Genomic DNA, 18,213 nt, shown 5'->3' on the forward strand with positions numbered 1-18,213 from the left:
GCCGGTCCAGCAGGGGGTTGGCGTTAGTGATCGAGAGCGAGAGTGCTGGAGTGACTGCGGGCACCGACATTGGACAACTCGGCTTCGTCCATTCGGCACTCATCTACCAATCCCAGCGGGAGTACCTGGAATTCGTGACGCGCTTCGTCAACGAAGGGCTGGCGACCGACGAGGCGGTCATGGTCGCCGTACCTTCGGACAAGTTGGCGCTACTCCATGACGCGCTGGGCGAGTCTTCGGCCGATGTGCAGATGGTCGACGTCACTGAGGTCGCCCGCAATCCCAGCCGGCTGATGGCGATGGAGGGGGCTTTCGTCGACGATCACCCCGACCGGCGGGTGCGGATCGTCAGTCAGATCGCCTGGCCCGGCCGCACCGAAGAGGAGCTGGTGGCCTGCGTGGAGCACGAGGCACTGGTCAACGGGGCGATGGACGGCTACCAAGTGACCGGTTTGTGCCTCTACGACGGGAGCCGGCTCGGCGACGACGTGCTGGCGGACGCCCGAGCGACACACCCGCTGCTCTGGAGGGGCGACGCGCTGCAACGCAGCGCGGACTACGCGCCCGACGACGCCCTGCAGCGCTGCAACCGACCGCTGCCCGGCAACCCGGGGGCCGTCACCTACGTGGTCAAAAAGTCATCGGACCTCAGCCCCGCGCGTTCATTCGCCACGAATTACGCCGGGTGGATCGGGTTGTCCCAAGACGGGATCGAGGACCTGCAATTGGTGGCCACCGAGCTGGCCAGCAACAGCCTGATGTACACCGAGGGCGCGTGCCAGCTCGCCTTCTGGCGCGACGACGACTACCTGGTGTGTGAGGCGCGAGACACCGGGTGCTTCGAAGATCCGCTGGTCGGGCGAATGGATCCGGGGCCGTGCGGCCCCGCCAGCCGCGGTCTGTACCTGGTCAACGCCATCTCGGACCTGGTCCGCACCCACACCACCGCCAGCGGCACGACGATTCAGGCGTATCTGCGGGTCGATCCGTCGGCTGGGCCCAGGGGGTAACGGAAGCAACCCCCGGGAACCGCCCCCCACATCGCGGTCCCGAGGGTCGCTCGTTACAAACGGTTAGACGCAGATACCAAGCGCGCTAACTACGCAACCTCCGCCGGCGGCCCCGCCGCCGACAAGTCCCCCGCTTCCGGCCGCCGATGAAGCGCATCCTGTCGGTAGGAGCGACATCGCGGCCAACCCGATGGCCGCGGTGGCGACTTTGAGGGTCTTCTTGGTGTCTTTCGCCATCATGATGAGCCTTCTTTCATCACATTCCGAGGGGGAGTAATTGCACATCCGTTCAACGAACGGATGCCCCGACCCCATACCCGGTGCTGGGCGCGAGTAAACCTAAATTCTTCACTAATTTCGAGACGGGTTGACGCGTTATGCCGCTCGGCAGAAACTTGCACGTCAGGGCCGTATACGGCTAATGTCTTCGCTCGTGCGTCTTCACGATCGCGCCTTCAAGAGGGCCGTAGTAGCTAGCACCCGCAGCGGGGTCTGACCTAGACCGACCCCCCGCTGTGGGTCGGAAGCTACTGCCGTCGGTCGCTCCTTTCGACCGAAGAAGACCGGCACATGACCCTTCTTGAGACCCTGCCCGAGCGGCTCGACCCGTCCAGTGACCAGGCCGGCCAGTGCGCCGCGACGGCGTGGTTCGCCCAGCAGTTCGGCGCGCCGTTACCCCGCGGTCTGCGGGAAAAGGCCGACGCGATGTCCTGGGAGCGTTTCGTCGCGACCTACGGTCACTCGGCCGGCCCGATTCGCCTCGGAAATTGGGCGTGCACGGACACCCACCGACGGCGGGGGCCGCAGGCCCGCCACTTCCGGGCCACGATCGCCGTCGGCGACCGCATCGAGACGTCAGCCGCCGCGGCCGGTGGCCCGATCGCGGCGCTCAGCGCGATGCTGCACGAGCGCGGAATCCCGGTGGAGATCCTGAAGTTCCATCAGCTGCGATCGGGCGGGGACACCGCCACCTTCATCTGCGGCAGCAACGGCGCCCGCGAGGAGTGGGCGATGGGCTGGGCCGGCGACCCGACGCAGTCGGCACTGCGCGCGGTGATCGCCTGCGCCAACCGGTTGCTCGCCTGAGGCCTACAGCGGGCGCAGCACGATCGGCATGCCGTCCATCGGTATCGGCATGCCGCCGTAGTCCAAGTGCGGCTGGTAGCCCGGCCGGGCCAGCTCCAGCCGGTAGCGGCGCAGCAGCCGGTGGACGACGGTCTTGACCTCCAGCTGACCGAACACCATGCCGATGCACTTGTGCGCGCCGCCGCCGAACGGCGCGAAGGCGTAGCGGTGCTTCTTGTGCTCGGAGCGGGGCTCGGCGAAGCGCTCGGGATCGAATTTGTCTGGGTCGGTCCACAATTCGGGCAGCCGGTGGTTCATGCCGGGCCAGATGGTGATGTTGGTCCCGGCTGGAATGTAGTGGCCGAGTAACTCGGTGTCGCGAACGGCCTGCCGCATGTTGAACGGCAGCGGCGTCACCATGCGCAGCGACTCGTTCATGATCAGTTCGAGGGTCTCCAGCTTATCCAGCGCCTCGATGTCCAGCGGGCCGTCGCCGAGCCGCGCCGACTCCTCACGGGCCCGCTCCTGCCACTCGGGGTTCGCGGCCATGTTGTAGACCATGGTGGTGGTGGTCGACGTCGATGTGTCGTGGGCGGCCATCATCAAGAAGATCATGTGGTTGACGATGTCTTCGTCGGTGAAGCTGTTGCCGTCGTCGTCCTCGGTGTGGCACAGCACCGTGAGCATGTCATTGCCGGTGGCGTTGCGGCGTTCCTTGACCCGCTCGATGAAGTAGTCCTCGAGGAGCCTGCGGGCCCGCAGCCCGCGCCACCACTTGAACGGCGGAACGGGCTGCCGGACGATCGCGCCGCCCGCGCGCGTCGTGATCGTGAACGCCTGGTTGACCTTGGTCACCAGGTCGTGGTCCGTGCCCGGCTCGTGCCCCATGAACACCAAGGACGCGATATCCAGGGTGAGTTCCTTCATCGCCGGGTGGAACAGGAAGCGCGCGTCGTTGGTGGGCCAGTTGGCGACGATGTCGCTGGCCACCCGGTCGATGTGCTCGACGTAGCCCGTCAACCGGGTGCGGGTGAAGGCCTCTTGCATGATGCGCCGGTGGTACATGTGCTCGTCGAAGTCCAGCATCATCAGGCCGCGGTTGAAGAACGGCCCGATCACCGGGTGCCAGCCCTTCTGCGAGAAGTCCTTGTTCTTGTTCGAGAACACGGCCTGGGTGGCGTCCGGTCCCAGCGCGGTGACCGCCGGCATGATCGGCGAGTCGAGGAAGTGCAGCGGGCCGCGGGTGCGATACAGATGCAGCGCGTAGTCCGGTCCGCCCCGGAACATCTCGATGATGTGCCCGAGGATCGGGAGGCCGGCGTCGCCGAGCACCGGCTTGAGGCCGCTGCCGGCGGGCGGTTCGGCCAGGACCTTGGTTTCCCAGTCGTGGTTGAGCAGACGCCTTTCGACCGCACCCATCCCCGGGATGGTGTTCAGCGTCGGAGTGAACCGGCGCCGCGCCTGGTCCAGCAGGTAATGCGGGGTGCTGATCGTGGCGGTCATAGACGCTCCTTTGCGTTCCCTCCGAGGTGACAGCCGTCACTGTCTTATAACCTTCGGAAAAAACTTGACGGCTGTCAAGTTTGCTTTTTGACCGGCGTGGTGCAAGGTCAGGGAATGAGCAGCCACGCCGCCACTCCGGAGCCGGGCGGGCAACGGCGCGGCGACAAGCAGCGCCAGGCGATCCTGCAGGCGGTGCGGGAACTGCTGCAGGAGAAGCCATTCGCGGAGCTGTCGGTCAGCACCATCAGCCTCCGGGCCGGGGTGGCCCGATCGGGCTTCTATTTCTACTTCGACTCCAAGTACGCCGTACTCGCCCAGCTGATGGCCGAGGCCGCCGAGGAGCTCGAAGAGCTCACGCAGGATTTCGCCCCCCGCCAGCCGGGCGAGTCGCCCGAGCAGTTCGCCGAGCGCATGGTCGGCAGCGCGGCCGCCGTCTATGCGCACAACGACCCGGTGATGACCGCCTGCAACGAGGCCCGCAACACCGACGTCGAGATCCGCAACCTGATGGATCAACAGTTCGAGGTGGTCCTGGGTCAGATCGTCGCGATCGTCGAGGCCGAGATGAAGGCCGGGACCGCCAGCCCGATCAGCGACGACCTGCCGACACTGATTCGCACCCTGGCCGGTACCACCGCGTTGATGCTGACCGGCGATCCCATCCTGGCCGGCCGTGACAGCGATCGCGGCCGGCGCGTGCGCGTGCTGGAGCGGTTATGGCTGCACGCGCTGTGGGGCGGGCGTCCGTAGGGCGTTACCGCCGGTATCGTCACGGCAATGGGGCAGCAGGGGTATTACGCAGGCAAGCGGTGTCTGGTCACCGGCGCGGCCAGCGGCATCGGCCGTGCGACCGCGCTGCGGCTGGCCGCGCAAGGCGCCGAACTCTATCTGACCGACCGTGACCGGGAAGGCCTCGAGCTCACCGTGGCCGACGCCCGCGCGCTGGGCGCTCAGGTGCCCGCACAGCGGGCCCTCGACATCGCCGACTACGACCAGGTGGCGGCGTTCGCCGCCGACATCCATCGCGACCATCCGAGCATGGACGTCGTGCTCAATATCGCCGGCGTGTCCGCCTGGGGCACCGTCGACCGGCTGACGCACGACCAGTGGAGCAAGATGATCGCGATCAACCTGATGGGTCCGATCCACGTCATCGAATCGTTCGTCCCGCCGATGGTGGCCGCCCGCAACGGCGGACACCTGGTCAACGTTTCGTCGGCGGCCGGGTTGGTCGCGCTCCCGTGGCATGCCGCCTACAGCGCCAGCAAGTACGGCCTGCGTGGGCTGTCGGAGGTGCTGCGCTTCGACCTGGCCCGCCACCGGATCGGGGTGTCGGTCGTGGTGCCGGGCGCGGTGAACACCCCCCTGGTGCAAACGGTCGAGATCGCCGGGGTGGACCGCGAAGACCCCAAGGTCGCGCGCTGGGTGAACCGCTTCAGCGGCCACGCCGTCTCGCCGGAGAAGGCGGCCGAGAAGATCCTGGCCGGGGTGGCCAAGAACCGCTACCTGATCTACACGTCGCCGGACATCCGGGCGCTGTACGCGTTCAAGCGGCTGGCCTGGTGGCCCTACAGCGTGGCGATGCGTCAGGTCAATGTCATCTTCACCCGCGCTCTGCGGCCGGCCCCGGCGCCGCTAGTCCGGCATGGCCAGTTCGAGGCGCACTCCGAGCAGCCGGACCGGACGGTCGAGCTCGAATAGGTCCAGGACGCGCAGCGCCGCGGCGACGATGGTGTCGCGATCGGTGGTGGGCGCCTCCAGCTTGCGGATTTTGGTGCGGGTGTAGAACGTCGCGGTGCGCACGGTAACCGCCACCCGCGTCACGATCCGGCCCGACGCCAGCACGTCCGTCAACGCCTGTTCGGCCAGTTGTGTTATGGCCGAATCCATTTCGGTGCGATCGGTGAGGTCGCGCGGGAAGGTGACGACGTGGCTGCGCGAGCGCGGAATCCACGGCTCGGCGTTGACTTGCGCGTCACCGCCGCCCTTGGCGAGCAGCAGCAGCCACAGGCCGGTGCGCGGGCCGAACACCGACGTCAGCAACTCGGCATCACTGTGCGCGAGCTGCCACACCGTCGTGATCCCCAGTGTGGCAAGCTTTTTCGCCGTCTTGGGGCCAACGCCCCACAGTGCGTCGACCGGGCGGTCCGCCATCAGGGTCATCCAGTTCGCGTCGGTGAGCGTGAAGATGCCCGCGGGTTTGGCGAAGCCGGTCGCGATCTTGGCCCGCTGCTTGTTGTCGCTGATTCCGATCGAACAGGACAGCCCGGTTGCCGACGAGATGACCGTGCGAATCTCTTCGGCCACGGCGGCCGGATCGGCCGCCGCGACGCCGACATACGCCTCGTCCCAACCCCACACTTCGACCGGGTGTCCCAAATCGCGCAACAGCCCCATCACCTGTTCGGATGCCGCGTCGTACGCGGCGGCATCCGAGGGCAGAAACGTCGCATCGGGGCAGCGGCGCGCGGCGGCCCGCAACGGCATGCCGGCGTGCACGCCGAACTCGCGGGCCTCGTAGGAGGCGCAGGTGACGACCTTGCGGGGTTCGGACGGGTCGCCGTTGCCGCCGACGATGACCGGCAGCCCGGCCAGTTCGGGGTGGCGGCGCAATTCCACCGACGCCAGAAACTGATCGAGGTCGACGTGCAGGATCCAGGCCGGGCTCATCAGCGGCCGCAGAGCTTGCGCGCCACGCTTTCCCAGGCATCGCCCAGGGTCTGGAGGGTATGGCCGCGGTCGTTGAGCTGATGCTCGACGTAGTTGACGTTGAGCAGAGCGAGCAGGGCATCGGCCTGGGCGTCGAGATCGCCGGTGGTATGAGCCGCCCGGAGCAACACCCGGACGTGGGTGTGGTGCACCAGGACGGGCGCGCTGTAGCGGGTCTGCGGATCGCGGTGGGCTTCCGAGAGCAGTTCGTGATGGGCATGGGCGAAGCAAATCCGCTCCCGGCCGAACGCCACCAGTCGATCGATCGGCGGGGCGTCGGGTCCCAGCGGGGGCGGGCCGAATAGGAAAGCTTGCTGGCTGGCTCGCTCGTCCTCGTCGAGCAGCACCATCATCAACCCGGCACGGCTGCCGAAGCGCCGGAACACCGTACCTTTGCCAACGCCGGCGGCGGCGGCGATGTCGTCCATGGTGACCGCGTCGGCGCCGCGCTCGGCGATCAAGTTTCGGGCAGCCTGGAGTAGGAGTGCCCGGTTGCGCGCCGCGTCGCCCCGCTCCTGGTGCAGCACCTCCGAGGCCCACACGGGCAACGAGTCCAGCCGCTCGCTCATGACTGCACTGTAGCGTCGGCGGAATAAACCGGACCATAGTCCGGTTGGGGCAGGCGAGGATGGAGACCAACAACCGAAGGGAACTGCAACAGTGGCAACCAAAATCTTGGCGTTGGTGGGAAGCCTGCGCGCTGCCTCAGTGAACCGACAGATCGCCGAGCTGGCGGGCGCCGTCGCGCCGGGCGACGTCACCGTCACGATCTTCGAAGGGCTCGGGGAGTTGCCGTTCTACAACGAGGAGATCGACGACGCGATGACTTCCGATGCCCCGCCGTTGGCTCCGGTGACCGCGCTGCGCACCGCGGCGGCCGAGGCAGACGCCGCCCTGGTGGTGACCCCGGAATACAACGGCAGCATCCCGGCCGTCATCAAGAACGCGATCGACTGGCTGTCCCGCCCGTTCGGCGACGGCGCGCTGAAGGGCAAGCCGCTGGCGGTCATCGGGGGCTCCTTCGGCCAGTACGGCGGGGTCTGGGCGCACGACGAAACCCGCAAGTCGTTCGGAATTGCCGGTGCCCGCGTGGTCGAGTCGATCAAGCTCTCGGTGCCGTTCAAAACGTTGGAGGGCAAGGCCCCCGCCGAGCACGCCGAGCTCTCGGGGAACGTACGCGATGTCGTGGGGAAGCTGGTCGCAGAAGTCGACTGATTGGCGGAAGTCAACAAGCCGGTCGCGGGGCGACCAGCGAGGTTATTGTCGCCGGATAGCAGAAGCCGCCAGCCCGGGGGCTGGCGGCTTTGCTGGCGGCGGGCCGGGATGGGTGACCGGGCCAGCGCTGACGGGGAGTTGTCGGTGGCCGGTGATATACCCGTTCGCATGAATGGTTTCGACGAAGAATGTGACCTGCGACACGCCGGGCGCGTGTCGTCCAGAAGGCTTTCGACCAGCGAATTTCAGAAATGTTATTCCGAACATCTTGTATCTCGACATCTTGTCAGCCACTAGGTGTAGTGTTTCGAGCACCGGCAGATCCCAGGTTCACCAGCCCGACCGGGGCCTGGTTCACCACCCGAAATCGGCTCGATAGGTCATTCGACCCCGACGGCCGCAGGACGGGAATCGGAGGACTTGACGGGCCGCTGTAACACAGCGAGGACAGAGTTCGTCGCAGTACCCGAGTAGTTGCCAGACCGTAACAAGTCCCACCTTCCGCAAAGGAGCGGCTTCTATGACCATCACCGTGTACACCAAGCCGGCATGCGTGCAGTGCAGCGCCACGTTCAAGGCCCTGGACAAGCAGGGCATCGGCTACGAGAAGGTCGACATCACGCTGGACAATGAGGCGCGCGACTACGTGATGGCGCTGGGTTACCTGCAGGCACCCGTGGTGGTGGCCGGAAACGACCACTGGTCGGGCTTCCGGCCGGACCGCATCAAGGCCATCGCGGAATCGGCGCTCAGCGCGTAGACGGACGTTAGGTAAGAAGGAGGTTGCGGTGCCATGGATAGCACGCAGCGCAACCTAGGCTTTAGTGGCGACCCGCTTCGCCCGGCTCCGCCGCGCTCGCGATCGCCACTGGTCTATTTCTCCTCGGTGTCGGAGAACACCCACCGCTTCGTAGAGAAGCTGGGTGTTCCCGCCACGCGGATACCGCTGCACGGCCGCATCGAGGTCGACAAGCCGTACGTGCTGATACTGCCCACGTACGGCGGCGGACGGGCCACCCCGGACCTCAACGCCGGTGGCTACGTCCCCAAGCAGGTCATCGCATTCCTGAACAACGAGCACAACCGGTCGTTGATCCGCGGCGTCATCGCCGCGGGCAACAACAACTTCGGCGCCGAGTTTGCCTATGCGGGCAACGTGATCTCACGCAAATGCGGCGTTCCCTACCTTTACCGCTTCGAACTGATGGGGACCCCGGACGACGTGGAAGCCGTCCGCGCGGGTCTTGCCGACTTCTGGAAGGAACAGACGTGCCACCAACCGTCACTGCAGAGCCTGTAACGTCCGGCGCGCACACGTTGCCCGGTGAGACGGACTATCACGCGCTCAACGCGATGCTGAACCTGTACGACGCCGACGGCAGGATTCAGTTCGACAAGGACGTGCTGGCGGCTCGCGAGTACTTCCTGCAGCACGTCAACCAGAACACGGTCTTCTTCCACAATCAGGACGAGAAGCTCGACTACCTGATTCGCGAAAACTATTACGAGCGCGAGGTTCTCGACCAGTACTCGCGCAACTTCGTCAAGGAGCTGCTGGACCGCGCCTACGCCAAGAAGTTCCGGTTCCCGACGTTCCTCGGCGCGTTCAAGTACTACACCTCTTACACGCTGAAGACCTTCGACGGTAAGCGCTACCTGGAGCGCTTCGAGGACCGCGTCGTCATGGTCTCGCTCACCCTTGCGGCCGGTGACACCGCCCTGGCCGAGAAGCTGGTGGATGAGATCATCGACGGCCGGTTCCAGCCGGCCACCCCGACGTTCCTGAACTCGGGCAAGAAGCAGCGCGGCGAGCCGGTGAGCTGCTTCCTGCTGCGCATCGAGGACAACATGGAGTCGATCGGGCGATCGATCAACTCCGCGCTGCAGCTGTCCAAGCGCGGCGGCGGGGTCGCGTTGCTGCTGACCAACATTCGTGAGCACGGCGCGCCGATCAAGAACATCGAGAACCAGTCCTCGGGTGTCATCCCGATCATGAAGCTGCTCGAGGACTCGTTCTCCTACGCCAACCAGCTGGGCGCGCGCCAGGGGGCCGGCGCGGTGTACCTGCACGCGCATCACCCCGACATCTACCGCTTCCTGGACACCAAGCGCGAGAACGCCGACGAGAAGATCCGGATCAAGACGCTGAGCCTGGGCGTGGTGATTCCCGACATCACCTTCGAGCTGGCCAAGAAGAACGAGGACATGTACCTGTTCTCGCCGTACGACGTCGAGCGGGTCTACGGGGTGCCGTTCGCCGACATCTCGGTGACCGAGAAGTACTACGAGATGGTCGACGACGCGCGCATCCGCAAGACGAAGATCAAGGCGCGGGAGTTCTTCCAGACGCTGGCCGAGCTGCAGTTCGAGTCGGGCTACCCCTACATCATGTTCGAGGACACGGTGAACCGGGCCAATCCGATCGAGGGCAAGATCACGCACTCGAACCTGTGCTCGGAGATCCTGCAGGTGTCCACCCCGTCGGAGTTCAACGACGACCTGTCGTATTCCAAAGTAGGCAAGGACATTTCGTGCAACCTCGGGTCGCTGAACATCGCCAAGGCGATGGACTCACCCGACTTCGCGCAGACGATCGAGGTGGCGATCCGCGCGCTGACCGCGGTGAGCGACCAGACGCACATCACGTCGGTGCCCTCGATCGAGCAGGGCAACAACGAATCCCACGCGATCGGGCTGGGACAGATGAACCTGCACGGCTACCTCGCCCGGGAGCGCATCTTCTACGGCTCCGAGGAAGGCATCGACTTCACCAACATCTACTTCTATACGGTGCTCTACCACGCGCTGCGGGCGTCGAACCGCATCGCCATCGAACGCGGCACGGCGTTCGGCGGTTTCGAGCGCTCGAAGTACAAGTCGGGGGAGTTCTTCGACAAGTACACCGAACAGGTGTGGGAGCCGCAGACGGAGAAGGTGCGTCAGCTCTTCGCCGACGCGGACATCCGGATCCCGACCCAGGACGACTGGAAGCGGCTGAAGGAGTCGGTGCAGGAGTACGGCATCTACAACCAGAACCTGCAAGCCGTCCCGCCGACGGGGTCGATCTCCTACATCAACCACTCCACCAGCTCGATCCACCCGATCGCCAGCAAGGTCGAGATCCGCAAGGAAGGCAAGATCGGCCGCGTCTACTACCCGGCGCCCTACATGACCAACGACAACCTGGAGTACTTCCAGGACGCCTACGAGATCGGGTACGAGAAGGTCATCGACACCTACGCCGCGGCCACCCAGCACGTGGACCAGGGGTTGAGCCTGACGCTGTTCTTCAAGGACACCGCCACCACCCGCGACGTGAACAAGGCGCAGATCTACGCCTGGCGCAAGGGCATCAAGACGCTCTACTACATCCGGCTGCGGCAGATGGCCCTAGAGGGCACCGAGGTCGAGGGCTGCGTGTCCTGCATGCTCTGACCGCCGCGGCCGGCGCCTGGCGCGCAGTCTGCCCAGGTCAGCGGCTCACTGCGGCCCCAGAGGGGTATGGTGCTTGACGTGGTGAGAATTCCGCGACCACCCCACCCCAGCGTCAAGCCGCCGGGGGCCAAGGTCGACGCGCGCAGCGAGCGGTGGCGCGAACACCGCAAGAAGGTGCGCGGCGAGATCGTGGATGCGGCGTTTCGCGCCATCGACCGCCTAGGGCCCGAGCTGAGCGTGCGGGAGATCGCCGAGGAGGCCGGCACCGCCAAGCCGAAGATCTACCGGCATTTCCACGACAAGTCCGATCTGTTCCAGGCCATCGGGGAACGGCTGCGCGACATGCTCTGGGCGGCGATCTTCCCGGCCGTCGACCTGAAGACCGATTCGGCGCGCGAAGTGATCCGGCGCGCCGTCGACGAGTACGTCGGCCTCGTCGACCAGCACCCCAACGTGCTGCGGGTCTTCATCCAGGGTCGCTCGGCGGCCAGCCCCCAGATCCTCAACGAGGGCCGCGGGATCACGTTGGCGATGGCCGACCTGTTCGACAATGAGCTGCGTGAGATGGAACTCGACCATGCCGCGTTCGAGCTGGCCGCGCATGCGGCCTTCGGGTCGGCCGCGTCGGCCACCGAGTGGTGGCTGGGGCCGGACCCGCAAAGCCCGCGCCGCATGCCGCACGACCAGTTCGTCGCCCACCTGACAACCATCATGGTGGGGGTCATCGTCGGCACGGCCGAGGTGCTCGGCATCACGCTGGACCCCGACCAGCCGGTTCACAGCGTGGTGCCCAGCAATCCCGCGGCGAGCTGAGGACCTTTGGCACGTTGACATCGTTCCGGCGATCGTCAACACTCGTGCCATTCGATACCCTGGGTACTGGGTATTTCTAACAGAAAGATCGATCCACCGTGACCGACGTTGTGACACACGCCGAACCGACATCCGCACACCAGCCCGTGCACGCGCGCGCCATCATCATCGGGACCGGGTTCTCCGGCCTGGGCATGGCGATCAAGCTTCAGCAGCAGGGCGTGGACTTCGTCATCCTGGAGAAGTTCAACGATGTCGGCGGCACCTGGCGCGACAACAGCTACCCGGGCTGCGCCTGCGACATCCCGTCGCACCTGTATTCGTTCTCATTCGAGCCCAAGCCCGACTGGAAGAACCCCTTCTCCTATCAGCCCGAGATCTGGGACTACCTCAAGGGCGTCACCGAGAAATATGGCCTGCGTCGCTACATCGAGTTCAACTCGCACGTCGACCGGGCCCACTGGGACGACGACGAGCAGCGCTGGCACGTCTTCACCGAAGACGGCCGCGAATTCGTCGGGCAATTCCTGATCTCCGGCGCGGGCGCGCTGCACATCCCGTCCCTGCCCGACATCGAGGGTCGTGACGAATTCCACGGTCCCGCTTTCCATTCCGCGGAATGGGACCACAGCGTCGATCTGACCGGCAAGCGGGTGGCGATGGTCGGAACCGGCGCCAGCGCGATCCAGATCGTGCCGGAGATCGTCGGGCAGGTCGCCGAACTTCAGCTCTACCAACGCACTCCGCCGTGGGTGGTGCCGCGCTCCAACCCCGAGATCCCCGTGGCGCTGCGCCGGGCCATGGCGAACGTCCCGGGCCTGCGGGCGCTGACGCGTCTCGCGATCTACTGGGGGCAGGAGGCGCTGGCCATCGGGATGACCAAGCGCCCCAACGCGCTGAAGTTCATCGAAGCCTACGTGAAATACAACATCCGCCGGTCGGTCAAGGATCGCGAACTGCGTCGCAAGCTGACCCCGCACTATCGCATCGGCTGCAAGCGAATCCTCAACTCCTCCACCTATTACCGTGCGGTCGCGGACCCGAAGACCGAACTGATCACCGACCACATCGCGCGGATCACGCCCAACGGGATCGTCACCGCCGACGGCAAAGAGCGCGGAGTCGACGTGATCGTCTACGGCACCGGATTCCACGTCACCGACTCCTACACCTACGTCCAGATCAAGGGCCACAACGGTGAGGACCTGGTGGACCGGTGGAACCGGGAGGGCATCGCCGCCCACCACGGCATCACCGTCGCCGACATGCCCAACCTGTTCTTCCTGCTGGGACCGAACACCGGCCTGGGGCACAACTCCGTGGTGTTCATGATCGAGTCCCAGATTCGCTATGTCGCCAGCGCGATCAAGACCTGCGACAAGCTGGACGTGCAGGCGCTGGCGCCGACGCGCGCCGCGCAGGACGCCTTCAACGACCAGTTGCAGCGCAGGCTGGGGCATTCGGTGTGGAACAGCGGTGGTTGCGCCAGCTGGTATCTCGACGAGCACGGCAAGAACACGGTGCTGTGGGGCGGCTACACCTGGGAGTACTGGCGGGACACCCGGAAGATCAAGCCGGAGGAGTACGAGTTCTTCGGCAACGGCTCACGCTCTAGGCGCTCGGCGGCGGCCGCGCAGGGCTGAGCCGCGGTTGTGGCGCGACCGGCTGGGACTAATCGCCAATTTTGTCTTCATTCGCGATGTGAGAGCTCCTAGACTCGATAGGACATGTGCGCCTATCAGGTCGTCGTGGTCGGCACCGATGGCTCGGACTCCTCGCTCCGAGCGGTGGAGCGTGCCGCCGCGACGGCGGCGGATCACGGCGCGACATTGATCGTCGCTACGGCGCATCTCCCAGTCCGCGAGGAGCGCGGCCGCTATGCCATCCCGCCGGGCAGCGACCACGGCCAGGACTACCGGACGCTGGGCCAGGCCCCCTTCTATGCGATCCTGCAGAACGCCAGGGAGCGGGCGCACCAGGCCGGGGCCAAGAACGTGGAGGAGAGGGCGATCGTGGGTCCCCCCATCAACGCGCTGGTGCAGCTCGCCGAGGAGGTCAATGCCGACCTGCTGGTCGTCGGCAACGTGGGGCTCAGCAGTGTCGCGGGGCGGCTGCTGGGATCAGTCCCATCCGAAGTCTCCCGCAGGGCCAAGACCGACGTTCTGATCGTCCACACATCCGGCTGATGGGCGAACCCGTGGCCGCCGCCTAAGCGTCGGCCGAAGCGGTTGGGGCGCTGTGCCATTCGCTTGACTCCGAGCCTTTTGCGAAGGACCGAAGGTTTATGCGCACAATGAAATCCATGACCCGGTCGGAGACGAGCCGGCTGATGCGCACCAGGATCGCGGCGTCGCGTCCGATGGTGTAGCGGGTGCGTGGGCGAGATGCGGTCGCGGCCTTGACGATCACTTTGGCGGCGTGTTCGGCCGAGACGCCGTCCCTGCCGAACGATCGGGCCTGGGCCGTGACGGCTGCTGCGAGCGCGTCGTAGCGTGCGAGCTGGGCAGGGGTCGTGTTTGTCATCAGTGCCTCCGCGGTGGCGATTCCCCGCTCGGCCATTTCGGTTTTGACCGCGCCGGGTTCGACGACGACGACCTTGATCCCGAGATCGCCGACCTCCCGGCGCAGGGCGTCGCTGACCGCCTCTAGCGCGAACTTCGAACCGGCATATGCGCCATAGGTCGGCAAGACGACCTTCCCGCCGACGGAACTTATGTTCACGACAGTGCCTTTGCTGCGTAACAGGGCCGGCAGCAGCGCCTGGGTCATCGCGATGTGTCCGAACAGGTTGACCTCAAACTGCTTGCGCCACTGAGCCATCGGCAGCGTCTCCACCGGCGCATTGATCGCGATTCCGGTGTTGTTGATCAGCGCGCGAAGGGGGCGACGCAGAGGGTCATTCGCAACGCGCTCGGCGATTGCGGCCACGTCCGACTCGACGGTGATGTCCAGGATGTGCGGCTCGATGCGCTCGGCCCGCAGCGCGTCGGCGTCGACATCGCGGCGTACACCGGCGAGTACGTGAAAACCATTGCGGGCCAATAACTTTGCGGTAGCGGCGCCCATGCCAGTCGAGGCGCCGGTCACGACGATCAGCTGATGACGGTCGGTGGAATGCGGGGAAGTCATGACGGTCTCCATTCGGCATCCGAGCCTTTGAGTTGACGTTGTCAACTGAACCTATCTGGTTGAGTTGACGGTGTCAACTGAAAATCCGGCTTATGCTCGGCGGGTGGCGACACGAGCGGAGACGGCCGCGGCAACACGCCGCTCGTTGCTCGAGGCCGCCGGGGCATTGCTCGACCTCGGCGGCGTCGAAGCCGTCACGCTGCGGGAGGTGGGCGCGCGGGCCGGGGTTTCCCGCTCGGCGGCGTATCGCCACTTCGCCGATAAGGAATCGCTGCTCGCAGTACTGGCCACCAACGCATTGAGCGAATTGGGCGACTTGCTACAGGCTTTGGTCGATAGCGACGATCCGCCCGAAGAGTCCTTGCGCTCAGGTCTGCTTGCGCTGATCGAGCTGGGCCGCATGCGACCGCACTTGTACCGGCTGATGTTCACCCCGCCGCCGGGGGATCCGACCGAAGCGATGCGGGTGGCCGAACGGGCGCAGGATCTGTTTCTCGACATCGTTGGTCGTATCACGGGTCCTGAGCAGGCGCGGCGCTATGGGGCGCTGCTGTTGACCAGTGCCCACGGGATCACGGGTTTGGACTTGAGCGGCCACATGGATTTAGACAAGTGGCACACCAGCGCCGAAGAGCTTGTAGACACACTGATCTCGGTGTTACCGAAATCCAAATAGTTCAGCCGCTCAGCAGGTCGGCGAAAGCCTGCGCGGCGGCGTGGACGCCGGCGTCGTCGTTGGTGGCGACCAGATCCAGCAGCAGGCCGCGGATGACGGCCAACCCGAGGCGGGCCAGCGCGGGGTCCGAATCGACGTCCAGCGCCCCGATCTCGGCGAGCCACCCATCGACCGCACCGGGAACCATTCGGGCGAAAGGCTTTTCGCCCTGGGCGGCGCGGGCGTAGCACTCGAAGAAGAGGCGTTCGGCCTGGCGCAGCTCGGGACGGCGGACGTCGGCCCACATGGCGGCGAAACCCTCAGCCGGTGTCGTTGGCAGGGTGGCCAGCACGCCCATCTGGCGGTGCTCCACCTCCTCGACGACGGCCAGCAACAAATCCTCTCGAGACCCGAAGTGATGCAACAGCATTCGATGGCTGGTGCCCACCGCGGCGGCAACGTCGCGCAGCGATCGGTCGCCGACGCCGCCCGCCGCGAACTCGGTGACGAGCGCGTCGAGGAGCTGCCGGCGCCTTTCGGAGTCAGGAGTGCGCGCCATCGGCACGGCTGAGTTGCTCAGACCGGGCCTTGAGTCCTTGCGCCTCGAGTTCCAAAAATCGCTTGGTCTTGTTGAGCATCAGCCGTCCGACCAGCGCTCCGAGCAGACCGCGCTGATCCAGTTGCTGGCGCACCAGAGTGCGGCCGCCCGGTTGCGGGATCACGTCGTGCCGAGCGCTCACCCGCACGCCCGGGGAGCGTTGCACCCAGGTCCAGGACGAGCCCGGGTCGATCTCGGTGACCTTCCAGACCAGCTTCGACATGCCGGGCTGCTTGATGGTGAACCGCTTGCCGACCGCGAGCGCGGGGCCGTCCCGTCCCACCAGCGACGTCACCGACGCGGTCCACTCGGGCCAGCGCTCCACCTCGCTGAAGACATTCCACACCAGCTGCGGCGACGCATCGATCTCGACACTGTCTTCGGTAAACATGTACCAAATGGTACATCGGGTGGACGCCGCTGGGTAGGGGGCCGAAGAGCCGCGGCGGCCGCGCAATACTGGGAGGTAGCGCAATTGAATGCGGGGGTGGGTCCGCGACACGCAAACACAAGTTCTTGTGTTCCGCTCCGTTGTCGTACCCCAGGGGTAGTGTTTGGAGCCTGACGTCCCTCAGGCAAAACGGCGGGTGAAGTGGGGTTCTGGTGACCGAAAACATGAAGCTGATTGACCGCGTTTCGGCGATCAACTGGAACCGGCTGCAGGACGAGAAGGACGCCGAGGTCTGGGACCGGCTGACCGGAAACTTCTGGCTGCCCGAGAAGGTGCCGGTGTCCAACGACCTCCCGTCCTGGGCGACGCTGACCGCCGGGGAGAAACAGCTGACGATGCGGGTGTTCACCGGGCTGACCCTGCTGGACACGATCCAGGGCACGGTCGGCGCGGTCAGCCTCATCCCGGACGCGCTGACGCCGCACGAGGAAGCCGTCTACACCAACATCGCGTTCATGGAGTCGGTGCATGCGCGCAGCTACAGCAACATCTTCTCCACCCTGTGCTCGACCGCCGAGATCGACGACGCCTTCCGCTGGTCGGAGGAGAACCCCAACCTGCAGCGCAAGGCCGAGATCGTCATGCAGTACTACAAGGGCGACGAGCCGCTGAAGCGCAAGGTGGCCTCCACGCTGCTGGAAAGCTTCCTCTTCTACTCCGGCTTCTACCTGCCGATGTACTGGTCGAGCCGGGCCAAGCTGACCAACACCGCCGACATGATCCGCCTGATCATCCGCGACGAGGCCGTGCACGGGTATTACATCGGCTACAAGTACCAGCGTGGGCTGGCGCTGGTCGACGAGGCCAAGCGCGCCGAGCTCAAGGACTACACCTACGAGCTGCTGTTCGAGCTCTACGACAACGAGGTGGAGTACACCCAGGACCTCTACGACGAGGTCGGGCTGACCGAGGACGTCAAGAAGTTCCTGCGCTACAACGCCAACAAGGCGCTGATGAACCTCGGTTACGAGGCGCTGTTCCCGCGGGACGAGACCGACGTCAACCCGGCGATCCTGTCGGCGCTATCCCCCAACGCCGACGAGAACCACGACTTCTTCTCCGGCTCGGGCTCGTCGTACGTGATCGGCAAGGCCGTCGTCACCGAGGACGAGGACTGGGACTTCTAAATCCGGCGCTCCTGCGGCTTTAGCCAGGCGGGGGCGGCACGACGGGTCGGCACGTGTTGGCCCCCGGGTCCCACCAGTTGCCGGCACCGCAATCGGGAGGCGGCGGCGTCCCTACCGGTTGGCAGGCGTTGGCTCCCGGGTTCCACCAGTTGCCGGGGCCGCAATCTGGCGGTGGGGTCCCCAGCGGTTGGCAGGCGTTGGCTCCCGGGTTCCACCAGTTGCCGGGGCCGCAATCTGGCGGTGGGGTCCCTAGAGGTTGGCAGGCGTTGGCTCCTGGGTTCCACCAGTTGCCGGGGCCGCAATCCGGGGGTTGAGCCGAGCTAATCCCCGGAGACACCGCTGTCACGTACGTCATGGGCGCTAGAGCCATCATGACGACGCCCGCCGCGCGGCGAACAAGCATGCTCATGTAAGACCTCCCATCAGGAAACCTGCAGGATCTAGAGATTGACCTTGACCTCGGGTCTTAAACAGTCGAATCGCTTTGGGCGCCGCCTGGCGAC

At 65.7% G+C, this 18,213-nt stretch carries 19 protein-coding genes; 13 read left to right on the forward strand and 6 right to left on the reverse strand.

The window, feature by feature from the left end:
• Positions 1-26 precede the first annotated feature (26 nt).
• Both A5711_RS09065 and A5711_RS09070 read left to right on the forward strand, forming a co-directional pair.
• The gene (locus A5711_RS09065; protein WP_067945617.1) at positions 27-1,010 is read left to right on the forward strand and encodes a sensor histidine kinase; all 984 of its coding nucleotides are present in this window, start codon (positions 27-29) and stop codon (positions 1,008-1,010) included.
• Between the two features lie 570 nt (positions 1,011-1,580).
• Positions 1,581-2,096 carry a homocitrate synthase gene (locus A5711_RS09070; protein ID WP_067945619.1) on the forward strand — a complete coding sequence of 172 codons (516 nt, stop codon included), beginning with the start codon at positions 1,581-1,583 and terminating at the stop codon, positions 2,094-2,096.
• 3 nt (positions 2,097-2,099) lie between these two features.
• On the opposite strand, the gene A5711_RS09075 is transcribed toward A5711_RS09070, so the two are convergent.
• Complete coding sequence (locus A5711_RS09075) at positions 2,100-3,578, reverse strand: cytochrome P450 (RefSeq protein WP_067945621.1); 1,479 nt, start codon at positions 3,576-3,578, stop codon at positions 2,100-2,102.
• A gap of 114 nt (positions 3,579-3,692) precedes the next feature.
• Between A5711_RS09075 and A5711_RS09080 the strand changes: the two genes are divergently transcribed.
• Positions 3,693-4,328, forward strand: a complete 636-nt coding sequence (locus A5711_RS09080) for a TetR/AcrR family transcriptional regulator (RefSeq protein WP_067945624.1) — start codon at positions 3,693-3,695, stop codon at positions 4,326-4,328.
• A 27-nt stretch (positions 4,329-4,355) separates the two neighbouring features.
• Complete coding sequence (locus A5711_RS09085) at positions 4,356-5,279, forward strand: SDR family oxidoreductase (protein WP_067945626.1); 924 nt, start codon at positions 4,356-4,358, stop codon at positions 5,277-5,279.
• Here the strand turns inward: A5711_RS09085 and A5711_RS09090 are convergent.
• Positions 5,214-6,248 (reverse strand): DNA polymerase IV, encoded by a 1,035-nt coding sequence (locus tag A5711_RS09090; protein ID WP_067945628.1) that lies wholly within the window; start codon positions 6,246-6,248, stop codon positions 5,214-5,216. The two genes, A5711_RS09085 and A5711_RS09090, sit on opposite strands and share 66 nt — an antisense overlap.
• The gene (locus A5711_RS09095) at positions 6,248-6,856 is read right to left on the reverse strand and encodes a TetR/AcrR family transcriptional regulator (RefSeq protein ID WP_067945630.1); all 609 of its coding nucleotides are present in this window, start codon (positions 6,854-6,856) and stop codon (positions 6,248-6,250) included. The genes A5711_RS09090 and A5711_RS09095 overlap by 1 nt, the downstream gene beginning before the upstream one ends.
• Before the next feature lie 91 nt (positions 6,857-6,947).
• On the opposite strand from A5711_RS09095, the gene A5711_RS09100 reads away from it, so the two are divergent.
• From A5711_RS09100 to A5711_RS09130, 7 genes are all read left to right on the forward strand, one after another.
• Positions 6,948-7,502 (forward strand): NAD(P)H-dependent oxidoreductase, encoded by a 555-nt coding sequence (locus A5711_RS09100; RefSeq protein ID WP_067945632.1) that lies wholly within the window; start codon positions 6,948-6,950, stop codon positions 7,500-7,502.
• Positions 7,503-8,022: 520 nt separating this feature from the next.
• The gene (nrdH, locus tag A5711_RS09105; RefSeq protein WP_067945634.1) at positions 8,023-8,262 is read left to right on the forward strand and encodes a glutaredoxin-like protein NrdH; all 240 of its coding nucleotides are present in this window, start codon (positions 8,023-8,025) and stop codon (positions 8,260-8,262) included.
• Between the two features lie 33 nt (positions 8,263-8,295).
• On the forward strand, positions 8,296-8,802 hold the full coding sequence (gene nrdI, locus A5711_RS09110; protein ID WP_231987447.1) for a class Ib ribonucleoside-diphosphate reductase assembly flavoprotein NrdI: 507 nt from the start codon (positions 8,296-8,298) through the stop codon (positions 8,800-8,802).
• Positions 8,772-10,937 (forward strand): class 1b ribonucleoside-diphosphate reductase subunit alpha, encoded by a 2,166-nt coding sequence (gene nrdE, locus A5711_RS09115; protein ID WP_067945636.1) that lies wholly within the window; start codon positions 8,772-8,774, stop codon positions 10,935-10,937. The genes nrdI and nrdE overlap by 31 nt, the downstream gene beginning before the upstream one ends.
• 78 nt (positions 10,938-11,015) lie before the next feature.
• On the forward strand, positions 11,016-11,750 hold the full coding sequence (locus A5711_RS09120) for a TetR/AcrR family transcriptional regulator (protein ID WP_156673432.1): 735 nt from the start codon (positions 11,016-11,018) through the stop codon (positions 11,748-11,750).
• Positions 11,751-11,848: 98 nt separating this feature from the next.
• Complete coding sequence (locus A5711_RS09125; protein ID WP_067945638.1) at positions 11,849-13,393, forward strand: NAD(P)/FAD-dependent oxidoreductase; 1,545 nt, start codon at positions 11,849-11,851, stop codon at positions 13,391-13,393.
• A gap of 84 nt (positions 13,394-13,477) precedes the next feature.
• Positions 13,478-13,936 (forward strand): universal stress protein, encoded by a 459-nt coding sequence (locus A5711_RS09130; protein WP_067945639.1) that lies wholly within the window; start codon positions 13,478-13,480, stop codon positions 13,934-13,936.
• 22 nt (positions 13,937-13,958) lie between these two features.
• Here A5711_RS09130 and A5711_RS09135 read toward each other — a convergent pair whose 3' ends face one another.
• On the reverse strand, positions 13,959-14,879 hold the full coding sequence (locus A5711_RS09135) for an SDR family NAD(P)-dependent oxidoreductase (RefSeq protein ID WP_067945725.1): 921 nt from the start codon (positions 14,877-14,879) through the stop codon (positions 13,959-13,961).
• Between the two features lie 103 nt (positions 14,880-14,982).
• Between A5711_RS09135 and A5711_RS09140 the strand changes: the two genes are divergently transcribed.
• Positions 14,983-15,555, forward strand: a complete 573-nt coding sequence (locus A5711_RS09140) for a TetR/AcrR family transcriptional regulator (RefSeq protein ID WP_067945641.1) — start codon at positions 14,983-14,985, stop codon at positions 15,553-15,555.
• Between the two features lies 1 nt (position 15,556).
• Here the strand turns inward: A5711_RS09140 and A5711_RS09145 are convergent, their stop codons facing one another.
• Positions 15,557-16,093, reverse strand: coding sequence for a TetR/AcrR family transcriptional regulator (locus A5711_RS09145; protein ID WP_067945644.1), 537 nt, complete (start codon positions 16,091-16,093; stop codon positions 15,557-15,559).
• Entirely contained in the window at positions 16,077-16,523 is a 447-nt protein-coding gene (locus tag A5711_RS09150; protein ID WP_067945646.1) for an SRPBCC family protein, read from the reverse strand. The genes A5711_RS09145 and A5711_RS09150 overlap by 17 nt, the downstream gene beginning before the upstream one ends.
• 212 nt (positions 16,524-16,735) lie before the next feature.
• On the opposite strand from A5711_RS09150, the gene nrdF reads away from it, so the two are divergent.
• Positions 16,736-17,710 (forward strand): class 1b ribonucleoside-diphosphate reductase subunit beta, encoded by a 975-nt coding sequence (gene nrdF / locus A5711_RS09155; protein WP_197501105.1) that lies wholly within the window; start codon positions 16,736-16,738, stop codon positions 17,708-17,710.
• Positions 17,711-18,213 lie beyond the last annotated feature (503 nt).

The organism is Mycobacterium sp. E2238, from assembly GCF_001672665.1.
Lineage (GTDB): Bacteria > Actinomycetota > Actinomycetes > Mycobacteriales > Mycobacteriaceae > Mycobacterium.